Raw genomic sequence first — 11,383 nt, 5'->3', positions numbered from 1 at the left:
ACTTTGCATTGCATTCAATGTGAATGTATTACTTATTGTTATCTAGTTTTCAAAGAACACGTTGGTGGAGCCTAGCGGGATCGAACCGCTGACCTCCTGCGTGCAAGGCAGGCGCTCTCCCAGCTGAGCTAAGGCCCCGATTTAATAGAAGATGGTGGGCCTGAGTGGACTCGAACCACCGACCTCACGCTTATCAGGCGTGCGCTCTAACCAGCTGAGCTACAGGCCCATCTTTCATATCGAAGATATGATGTTGTAGGATCTTTTGCAAGTTCCTTCAAAACTAAACAAGACGAAAAACGTACGCTGCTCCATATATCCTTAGAAAGGAGGTGATCCAGCCGCACCTTCCGATACGGCTACCTTGTTACGACTTCACCCCAATCATCTGCCCCACCTTCGGCGGCTGGCTCCATAAAGGTTACCTCACCGACTTCGGGTGTTGCAAACTCTCGTGGTGTGACGGGCGGTGTGTACAAGGCCCGGGAACGTATTCACCGCGGCATGCTGATCCGCGATTACTAGCGATTCCAGCTTCACGCAGTCGAGTTGCAGACTGCGATCCGAACTGAGAACAGATTTGTGGGATTGGCTAAACCTTGCGGTCTCGCAGCCCTTTGTTCTGTCCATTGTAGCACGTGTGTAGCCCAGGTCATAAGGGGCATGATGATTTGACGTCATCCCCACCTTCCTCCGGTTTGTCACCGGCAGTCACCTTAGAGTGCCCAACTAAATGCTGGCAACTAAGATCAAGGGTTGCGCTCGTTGCGGGACTTAACCCAACATCTCACGACACGAGCTGACGACAACCATGCACCACCTGTCACTCTGTCCCCGAAGGGAAAGCCCTATCTCTAGGGTTGTCAGAGGATGTCAAGACCTGGTAAGGTTCTTCGCGTTGCTTCGAATTAAACCACATGCTCCACCGCTTGTGCGGGCCCCCGTCAATTCCTTTGAGTTTCAGTCTTGCGACCGTACTCCCCAGGCGGAGTGCTTAATGCGTTAGCTGCAGCACTAAGGGGCGGAAACCCCCTAACACTTAGCACTCATCGTTTACGGCGTGGACTACCAGGGTATCTAATCCTGTTCGCTCCCCACGCTTTCGCTCCTCAGCGTCAGTTACAGACCAGAGAGTCGCCTTCGCCACTGGTGTTCCTCCACATCTCTACGCATTTCACCGCTACACGTGGAATTCCACTCTCCTCTTCTGCACTCAAGTTTCCCAGTTTCCAATGACCCTCCCCGGTTGAGCCGGGGGCTTTCACATCAGACTTAAGAAACCGCCTGCGAGCCCTTTACGCCCAATAATTCCGGACAACGCTTGCCACCTACGTATTACCGCGGCTGCTGGCACGTAGTTAGCCGTGGCTTTCTGGTTAGGTACCGTCAAGGTGCAAGCAGTTACTCTTGCACTTGTTCTTCCCTAACAACAGAGCTTTACGATCCGAAAACCTTCATCACTCACGCGGCGTTGCTCCGTCAGACTTTCGTCCATTGCGGAAGATTCCCTACTGCTGCCTCCCGTAGGAGTCTGGGCCGTGTCTCAGTCCCAGTGTGGCCGATCACCCTCTCAGGTCGGCTACGCATCGTCGCCTTGGTGAGCCGTTACCTCACCAACTAGCTAATGCGCCGCGGGTCCATCTGTAAGTGACAGCCGAAACCGTCTTTCATCCTTGAACCATGCGGTTCAAGGAACTATCCGGTATTAGCTCCGGTTTCCCGGAGTTATCCCAGTCTTACAGGCAGGTTACCCACGTGTTACTCACCCGTCCGCCGCTAACATCCGGGAGCAAGCTCCCTTCTGTCCGCTCGACTTGCATGTATTAGGCACGCCGCCAGCGTTCGTCCTGAGCCAGGATCAAACTCTCCGAAAAAGTACAAAACCGAAGTTTTGCTTTTCGCCAGTTTGACTGACTACCTATGATGTATCATAGGATTTTTTTATAAAAACTCGAATTAACAGGTACGTTTTGTCTTGTTTAGTTTTCAAAGAACTTGTTTGTCACTCTCTCAAAGCGACCACTTAAATATATCATATATCTCTATCAATAGTCAACATTTTTCTTGAAAAACATTTTATTTTTTTAAGAAGTTTTTGTTATGAAAGAGATAAAAAATAGAGCCTCTTTTTGCTCCTTTGAAAGATTAACACATATCTATGAAAAAAGCATTATAAACTTCAAAAAAAATCATGTTTTTTCAAAAAAAAAATAAAGCCGGTTTTTCACCGGCTTTATTTTTACTCAGATTGCTCTTGATCTGACTCTACATTTTCTACGTTTTCTTCACTATTCTCTTCATCGTCTTCTGGTGATTGTTCTACTAATGCCACTGTAGCGACATGTTCATCATCACCTAGACGGATCAGGCGGACACCTTGAGTGACTCGGCCTGTTGTGGAGATATCTGAAACAGCCATACGGATGATGACACCACTGCCTGTGATAATCATCAAGTCTTCTTCAGCTTCAGCGTTAGTCGCCTTCACTGCAACAAGCGGACCGTTGTTGTCAGTGATCTTGCACGTTTTCAGACCTTTACCACCACGGCTTTGGACACGATATTCTTTTTCAGGCGTTAATTTACCATAACCTTTTTCAGTTACGATCAATACATTTGCATCTGGCTCAAGGATTTCCATTCCAACGACGATGTCATCCTCAGAAAGTGTGATCCCTTTAACTCCAGCTGCTGTACGTCCCATTTCACGAACATCTGTCTCGTCGAAACGAATGAGCATTCCTTTTTTCGTTCCGATGATGATTTGTTTTTCACCATTGGTTAAACGAACAGCCATCAATTCATCTTCATCACGCAGGCTGAGTGCAATCAAACCGTTGTTACGGATGTTTGCAAATTGAGACAATGACGTTCGTTTCGATACACCGTGTCTTGTTGTAAAGAAGAGATACGAATCTTCATCAAATTCGCTGACTGGAATAATGGCGTTTATCCACTCTCCCTTTTCTACTTCAAGAAGGTTAATAATCGGAATCCCTTTCGCTGTTCGTCCGAATTCAGGGATCTCATAGCCCTTCGCTCGATAGACCTTCCCTTTATTAGAGAAGAAGAGAATCGTATCGTGCGTAGATGTTGAGATCAGCTGTTCAACGAAATCATCTTCGTTGGTTCCCATTCCTTGTACACCTTTACCGCCTCTTTTTTGACTGCGGTATGTTGATGCAGGCAGGCGCTTAATATAACCATTATGAGTCAGTGTGATCACTATATTTTCAACAGGAATCAAATCTTCGTCTTCGATTGTTTCTATACCCGCTGTCACAATTTCTGTGCGGCGCGTATCATTGAAGCGTTCTTTGATTTCTGTTAATTCTTCTCTAATGATTTCTAGAACTTTCTCATTGTCTGCTAGAATGGCTTTCAATTCAGCAATCAATTCAACAAGCCCTTTGTATTCATCTTCTATTTTCTCTCTTTCTAAACCAGTCAAACGCTGGAGTCGCATATCGAGAATGGCCTGTGCTTGTTTTTCAGACAAGCTATAGTTTTCCATCAAACCATTTCTTGCAATTTCAGCAGTTTGAGAGCCTCTAATTAAGGCAATGACCTCATCTAAGTGATCAAGCGCAATTCTTAAGCCTTCTAAAATATGAGCTCTTGCTTCCGCTTTACGCAATTCATACGCCGTTCTTCGACGAATGATCACTTTCTGATGCTCAAGGTAATATTCAAGACATTGTTTGAGAGACAACACTTTCGGCTGTCCATCAACAAGTGCAAGCAAGTTAATACCGAAGGACGTTTGAAGTGTCGTTTGTTTATAAAGATTGTTTAATAGAACATGGACGTTTGCGTCTCTTCGTAGTTCAATGACAATTCTCATTCCATTACGGTCAGATTCATCACGAAGATCTGTAATGCCATCAATCTTTTTATCACGGACAAGATCAGCGATTTTTTCGATCAAACGAGCTTTATTAACCTGGTAAGGAATCTCGTTGATGATAATGCGCTGCTTACCACTAGATGTTTCTTCGATATTTGACTTTGCACGTAATGTAATAGAGCCGCGTCCTGTTTCATACGCTTTACGAATACCGCTTCGGCCAATGATTTGTCCCGCAGTTGGGAAGTCTGGACCTGGAATGATGTCCATTAGTTCCTGTGTCGTCATTTCAGGATTTTGACTAATTGCCAATACCCCATCAATCACTTCACCTAGTTGGTGAGGCGGGATATTCGTTGCCATCCCTACAGCGATTCCAGTTGCCCCGTTCACTAATAAGTTCGGGAACCTAGCAGGCATAACGACTGGCTCTCTTTCACTGCCATCGTAGTTATCTTGATAATCAATGGTGTCCTTTGTGATATCGCGCAGGATCTCCATCGAAATTTTAGATAGACGTGCCTCGGTATAACGCATGGCTGCTGCACCGTCTCCATCGACAGAACCAAAGTTCCCGTGCCCTTCAACCAGCATATTACGATAGTTGAAATCTTGCGCCATCCGAACCATCGCTTCATATACAGCGCTATCACCGTGAGGGTGGTACTTACCGATAACTTCCCCAACGATACGTGCAGATTTCTTAAATGGTTTATCACTTGTCATACCTAGGTCATTCATCGCATACAAAATTCTTCGATGCACGGGCTTCAATCCGTCTCGCACATCTGGTAATGCACGCGAAACAATAACACTCATTGCATAATCTAAAAAGGACGTACGCATTTCATGGCTAATATTCACTTCGCGTACATTTGGTGTATGTTGTTCACTCACTATAAGAACCTCCCTTTACGTATCACATGAAATAAATTATGTGGGAGTAAATATGTATTTATCTTCACAAGACTATTCTCCATTATATCAATAATCTTGCCTTTATACACATTTATTTACTAGAAAATCAACGAAACGCAGAAAACCAGGACATTCGTTTCACGCCCCTGTTTCTTGAAAAACAACCTTATTCCAAACAAGAAATAAGGTTGCTCTCAAGGGGGGATACCTATCTAAATATCAAGATTTTTTACGTATTGTGCATTTTCTTCGATAAAGTTACGTCTCGGCTCTACTTTATCTCCCATTAGCATTTCAAAAGTCTCATCAGCATCGATTGCATCCTCAAGTGTAACTTGAAGAAGTGTTCTCGCATCAGGATCCATTGTTGTTTCCCAAAGCTGAGTAGCATTCATCTCTCCAAGACCTTTATAACGCTGAAGTCCAGGTTTCGGTGTTTGAGGCAGTGTTTTTAACAGTTCATCTAGCTGTTTATCGTTATACACGTATTCAACACGCTTTCCTTGCTGCACTTTATATAAAGGCGGCTGTGCAATATACACATAACCGTTTTCAATGATTTCACGCATGTAGCGATAGAAGAATGTTAGGAGTAGCGTCCGAATATGCGCTCCATCAACATCAGCATCAGTCATGATCACAATTTTGTGATAACGTGCTTTCTCTAAAGTGAAGTCTTCTCCGATTCCGGTCCCTAGCGCTGTAATCATTGAACGAACCTCGTTGTTAGATAAAATTTTATCTAGTCGGGCTTTTTCAACGTTTAGGATCTTCCCTCTTAACGGTAAGATCGCTTGGAAATGTCGATCACGACCTTGCTTAGCAGATCCGCCCGCAGAATCTCCCTCTACGATATAAAGCTCAGAGATGGAAGGATCTTTAGAAGAACAGTCTGCCAGTTTCCCAGGCAAGCTAGAGACTTCCAGTGCACTTTTACGTCTTGTCAGCTCACGTGCCTTTTTGGCAGCCATTCTTGCACGAGCTGCCATCACACCTTTCTCCACAATTTTCTTTGCAGCATCAGGGTTCTCTAAAAGGAATTTCTCAAGTGCTTCGGAGAAGAGGGAGTCGGTAATGGTTCTTGCTTCTGAGTTACCGAGCTTTGTCTTCGTTTGTCCTTCGAATTGAGGGTCTGGATGTTTGATAGAGATAATGGCTGTTAAGCCTTCTCGTACATCTTCACCGCTCAAATTCGAGTCACCATCTTTGAATACGCCATTTTTACGAGCATAATCATTGATCACACGCGTCAGACCGGTTTTAAAGCCTGCTTCGTGTGTTCCGCCTTCATATGTGTTGATGTTGTTGGCGAAAGAATAAATATTGCTTGTATAGGAATCGTTGTATTGCAGTGCAACTTCAACGGTGATTCCGTCTTTTTCACCCTCGATGTAAACTGGTTCTTCATGAACGACTTCCTTCGAGCGATTCAAATGTTCTACATAGCTCTTAATACCGCCTTCATAGCAGTATTCGTTTCTTCGCTCTTTGCCTTCACGTAAGTCTTCAATGATGATGTTGACGCCTTTTGTTAAGAAAGCTAACTCACGTACACGGTTAGCAAGTGTGTCGTAATCAAATTCAATGGTTTCAGTGAAAATTTCTGGATCTGGCACAAAATGAGTGGTTGTCCCTGTTACATCTGTTTCACCAATGATCTCTAAATCTCCAACTGGAACACCGCGTTTGAATTGTTGATAATGAATTTTCCCATCACGGTATACGGTCACGTCTAAGGTCGTAGATAACGCATTAACAACAGATGCCCCTACACCATGCAAACCGCCAGATACTTTATAACCGCTGCCGTCAAATTTACCACCAGCGTGAAGAACCGTCATAATCACTTCTACAGCAGGACGTCCCATTTTTTCGTGAATCCCAACAGGAATTCCGCGGCCGTTATCTTTCACTGTGATGCTATTATCTTTTTCAATTTGCACTGTAATGTCTGTACAATAACCAGCTAAAGCCTCATCAATACTGTTGTCGACAATTTCCCATACAAGATGGTGAAGTCCTTTTGCACTGGTTGACCCAATGTACATTCCTGGACGTTTTCTAACCGCTTCTAGTCCTTCGAGCACCTGTATCTGATTTTCATCATAACTATTATGTTGCTGTTCCATTGCCACGTACATTCACCTACACTTTTCTTAAACGATATATTTATATGAATTGAGCTTTTAGACTTCAATTTCAATCACAAATGAAGCACGTTTTTTGAGCGTGCTTGAGGAAAGAGGAGAGTAATAAACAGATTTAGTTGTGACGACGATGGATTTGGGTGTCCCTTGTGACAACGAAATGATTTGTTCTTCTTGTTTTTGAAGAAATTCCTCTACAACAGAAGATGACCTCATTTTGTAATCAACAATTGCGACAATCTCTCGTGTAGAAACAACACAATCATCACCTAAATGAATATACAAGACCCACACCTCATTTATCAGTCAATTACTTTTCCACTGGCTACTCTGAAAATTTCCGCTTCTTTCAAGGTGGCGTGATCGATGCCTTCAACACTTGTTGTGGTGACGAAGGTCTGTACACGTCCCTGAATGGTATGGAGCAAATGAGACTGTCTGTAATCATCAAGTTCAGATAAAACATCATCGAGCAGAAGAATTGGGTATTCACCGATTTCTTCATGAATCAGATCAATTTCTGCCAGCTTTAGTGAAAGAGCTGTTGTTCTTTGCTGCCCTTGAGAGCCATATGTCTGAACATCCCGACCATTCACAAAGAAAAGAAGATCATCTCTGTGAGGCCCCCATAGCGTCACCCCTCGGTCTATTTCTCTGTCTCTTAGTTTCTGAAACGATTCTTCATAGCTATTTTTTATTTTCGACAAGTCTGACGCTTCTGATACCTCTATGGCCGTCTGGTATTGGAGCGTGAGCGTTTCCAGCTCTCTTGAAATCCCAAAATGCAGCGGCTGCGCCCATTTTTCGAGCTGTTTCGTAAAAGTCAGTCGTCTTTTGACAACCTTCGCTGCCGCATCAATCAACTGCTCTGTTAAAACCTCCAGCATCGCTTGATCCGTTTGCTTTCTTGTTTGCAGTTGTTTCAAGTAATGATTCCGCTGAGAGAGGATTTTTTGATAGAGCGATAAATCATGCAAATAGACAGCAGACACTTGTCCAATCTCCATGTCGAGGAATCTTCTGCGGATTTGCGGGCTACCTTTCACAAGGCTGAGATCCTCTGGTGCAAACATGATGGTGTTCAAGGCACCAACATAATGACTGAGTTTCTGTTGTTCAATGTGATTGACCTTGCCCTTTTTTCCTTTTTTTGAGATCACGAGCTGCATGGGGAGTGGACCATTTTTTTTGATGACTCTACCTTCTATTTTAGCATAGTCTTCGTCCCATCGGATAAGTTCTTTATCATTTGACGTACGATGAGACTTTGCCATCGACAATACATAGATCGCTTCCATCAGGTTCGTTTTACCTTGGGCGTTCTCACCAATCATCACATTCACCTTATTGTCGAATTGAAGCTCGGTGTGTTCATAGTTTCGGTATGAAGTTAACGCCAGACTTTGAATGTACATGTATTGTCACCCGTTTCTAATTCACAACTTGAAATGTGCCGTGACCTTCTATCTCGACAACATCACCTGGGTATAATTTGCGTCCCCGTCTATTATCTGGCTCTTGATTGATGAACACCTCATGTTCACTTAAAAACCACTTCGCCATTCCACCAGATTGAATGACTTCCGCTAATTTCAAAAACTGCCCTAATGTAATCATTTCTGTTTCAATCGTTATCAGATTAGGCATTGTATCGACCTCTTTCAATATCACTAATATCTAATTGTACTAAAAAACAAGACAAGAAGGAAAGGGGGAAAGCGAACTGGGATGAAAGAAAGCTGAGGAAACGAGGAAAAAAGCTGCTGTGCGCTCACACAGCAGCCATTTTAGACCAAATTAATACGTTCTAACTGGAAGAATCAATTGCAAAATGGAATCATCATTTGGCGTGCGTAATAGGAATGGTCTCATTGCGCCAGTGAAACTGACATGAATCTCTGTTCCCTCTAATACTTTTAAAGCATCAAGCATATATTTCGGACTGAAAGAGATTTTGAGATCCTCCCCTTTAATGTCATCTGCTTGCACCGTTTCAACTACTTTACCGATTTCAGGCGAGTTAGAAGAGATTTCAAGGCTTTGCGCAGGATCAGCAGAAAGCTTCACCACGTTGTTACGCCCTTCTCTTGCTAAAAGTGATGCGCGATCAATCGCTTGAAGGAATTCTTTCGTATTCACTACTACATCCGTTTTACTTTCTTGCGGAATGAGGCGAGCTGTATCTGGGTAATTACCATCCAGCAATCTTGAGAAGAATAGCACGTTCTGTGCTTTAAAGAGAACCTGTGTCTCCGTAATGACGATGCTCACAAGATCTTGTCCATCATCAAGAATTTTACTTAGCTCTGTTAAACTCTTTCCTGGAATGACCACATTGTACGAGCTTTCCTCGTTAATATCCAACTTCGCTTTTCTTAAAGCAAGACGATGGCTATCCGTTGCTGTGCATATTAATTCACCTTTTTCAACCTTCCAGTTTACACCTGTCAAGATAGGTCGTGTTTCTGAGGTGGACACTGCAAAAACCGTTTGACGGATAAGGTTTTTAAGCAAATCTGTTGGAATTTGAAAAGCATGATGCTCTTCAATTTGTGGCAGATGCGGATATTCTTCAGCATCTAAGCCGTTTAAATTAAATTCTGCTGAACCAGAGCGGATGATGGTCAGATGATTTTGTTCTACCTCAATTTCGACAGTAGACATAGGCAGTTTCTTAACGATTTCGCTAAAGAAGCGGGCTTGCAGCACAATACTTCCCGGTCGATCAATTGTAATGACTTCTAAATCTCCATCTCTTTGAGGAATAAAAGATTCGATTGAGATATCAGAATCGCTCCCTGTGAGAGAAACCCCTTCATCAGATGCAACAATTTTAATCCCTGTCAAAATAGGAATCGTTGTTCTAGAGGATACGGCCTTTAATACATCTTGGACACTTTCAACAAGACGATCTTTTTGAATCGTGAATTTCATAGTGGTCCTCCTAATTTTTCTTAATGACATGTATATATATTTATTTAATAAAAATCGTAGAAGTACTAGTAGGGCTTGTGAATATGTGGATAAGTCGGTAGAAAGAAAGGAAAGACAGCCTATCCACATGTGGACAGACTGTGTATGACTATGCTCTAGTTATTCACATTTTCCCGTACTTATCTTATCAGCTTGATTATTTTAGTTGTTCTTTGATCTCTTTGACATGCTGCTGAAGCTGTTCATCTTCAACGATTAATTTTGAAATTTTCTCATGAGCATGAATGACGGTCGTATGATCTCGTCCACCAAATTCTTCTCCGATTTTAGGTAGAGAGGAATCGGTCATTTCTCTAGAGAGATACATCGCAATTTGTCTTGGATAAGCAACTGATTTCGTACGTTTCTTCGCTTTGAAATCTTCTAATCGAATATTAAATTGCTGCCCTACAATTCTTTGAATATCTTTAATTGTAATCACCTTAGGTTTCGATGAAGGAATGATGTCCTTTAGGGCTTCAGCTGCTAGATCAGCATTGATGTCTTTATTGATTAAAGAAGAGTAAGCAACAACACGAATCAAAGCACCTTCCAGTTCCCGAATGTTGCTGTCAATTTGATTGGCAATATAAAGCATGACTTCATTCGGAATGTCTAAACCTTCTGCTTTTGCTTTTTTACGTAAGATCGCAATACGCGTTTCTAGATCTGGCGGGGTAATGTCTGTAATTAAGCCCCATTCGAATCGAGAGCGTAATCTGTCTTCAAGTGTCGGAATTTCCTTTGGCGGCCGGTCACTAGAAATGACGATTTGCTTACTTTCTTCGTGAAGTGTGTTGAATGTATGGAAAAACTCTTCTTGTGTTTGTTCTTTTCCTGCTAAAAATTGAATATCATCTATCAAAAGCACATCTACATTCCGATAGCGATTACGGAAATCGACTGCTTTGTTGTCCCGGATTGAGTTGATAAATTCATTTGTAAATTTTTCAGATGATAGATAGACCACTTTGGCTGATGGATTATGGTCGATGACGTAATGACCGATCGCATGCATTAAGTGAGTCTTTCCTAAACCAACGCCCCCATAAATAAAAAGCGGGTTATATGCTTTTGCTGGTGCTTCTGCGACTGCAAGTGAAGCTGCATGAGCAAAACGGTTGCCTGAACCAATAACAAAAGTATCAAATGTATATTTTGGATTCAGCATATTTTGTGGAATTTCAACGGGTTCTTCTTTCGACATTTTTTTGATTGGAGATTTTGGCATGGCTTCCTCTTCGTCCTGATTTTGAGGAATGATAAATTTGATGCTGAGCTCTTCGCCTGTCAGTTCATAGATGGTATCTGCAATTAAGTGAAGGTATCTTGACTCGAGCCAGTCCCTCGCAAATTCATTAGGTGCAGTAATAGTCAGCGTATCTCCTTGAAGAGAATGGGCTTTAGTGGACTTCATCCATGTTTCAAAACTAGGTTTGCTCAATTTTGTCTCTATTTTTTGAAGTGCTTTATTCCACAGATCCAAAATATTTTCCAT

At 42.6% G+C, this 11,383-nt stretch carries 7 protein-coding genes, 2 tRNA genes and 1 rRNA gene; all 10 read right to left on the bottom strand.

The annotated features are described in order from the left end of the window. Window positions 1-62: 62 nt before the first annotated feature. Window positions 63-138: transfer RNA gene (locus tag MHI58_RS00050), tRNA-Ala, on the bottom strand. 14 nt (window positions 139-152) lie between these two features. Continuing rightward, window positions 153-229: transfer RNA gene (locus MHI58_RS00045), tRNA-Ile, on the bottom strand. A gap of 96 nt (window positions 230-325) precedes the next feature. Next, window positions 326-1,874: ribosomal RNA gene (locus MHI58_RS00040) — 16S ribosomal RNA — on the bottom strand. Between the two features lie 365 nt (window positions 1,875-2,239). Continuing rightward, window positions 2,240-4,744: a DNA gyrase subunit A gene (gene gyrA, locus MHI58_RS00035; RefSeq protein WP_017359864.1), complete on the bottom strand. Its 2,505-nt coding sequence runs from the start codon at window positions 4,742-4,744 to the stop codon at window positions 2,240-2,242. Window positions 4,745-4,977: 233 nt separating this feature from the next. After that, window positions 4,978-6,894, bottom strand: a complete 1,917-nt coding sequence (gene gyrB, locus MHI58_RS00030) for a DNA topoisomerase (ATP-hydrolyzing) subunit B (RefSeq protein WP_024718422.1) — start codon at window positions 6,892-6,894, stop codon at window positions 4,978-4,980. Between the two features lie 57 nt (window positions 6,895-6,951). After that, window positions 6,952-7,197 (bottom strand): extracellular matrix regulator RemB, encoded by a 246-nt coding sequence (gene remB / locus MHI58_RS00025; protein ID WP_024718423.1) that lies wholly within the window; start codon window positions 7,195-7,197, stop codon window positions 6,952-6,954. A gap of 17 nt (window positions 7,198-7,214) precedes the next feature. Beyond that, window positions 7,215-8,327 carry a DNA replication/repair protein RecF gene (gene recF / locus MHI58_RS00020; protein WP_024718424.1) on the bottom strand — a complete coding sequence of 371 codons (1,113 nt, stop codon included), beginning with the start codon at window positions 8,325-8,327 and terminating at the stop codon, window positions 7,215-7,217. A 16-nt stretch (window positions 8,328-8,343) separates the two neighbouring features. Further along, entirely contained in the window at window positions 8,344-8,559 is a 216-nt protein-coding gene (gene yaaA, locus MHI58_RS00015; RefSeq protein WP_008347598.1) for a S4 domain-containing protein YaaA, read from the bottom strand. Window positions 8,560-8,709: 150 nt separating this feature from the next. Then, window positions 8,710-9,846 (bottom strand): DNA polymerase III subunit beta, encoded by a 1,137-nt coding sequence (dnaN, locus tag MHI58_RS00010; protein ID WP_008347596.1) that lies wholly within the window; start codon window positions 9,844-9,846, stop codon window positions 8,710-8,712. 196 nt (window positions 9,847-10,042) lie between these two features. Next, window positions 10,043-11,383: a chromosomal replication initiator protein DnaA gene (dnaA, locus tag MHI58_RS00005; RefSeq protein ID WP_008347594.1), complete on the bottom strand. Its 1,341-nt coding sequence runs from the start codon at window positions 11,381-11,383 to the stop codon at window positions 10,043-10,045.

It is taken from the genome of Bacillus sp. FSL K6-2869 (assembly GCF_040869405.1).
GTDB lineage: Bacteria > Bacillota > Bacilli > Bacillales > Bacillaceae > Bacillus > Bacillus altitudinis.
The sequence above is the reverse complement of the archived record's forward strand: the minus strand, read 5'-3'. Positions and strand labels throughout refer to the sequence as shown.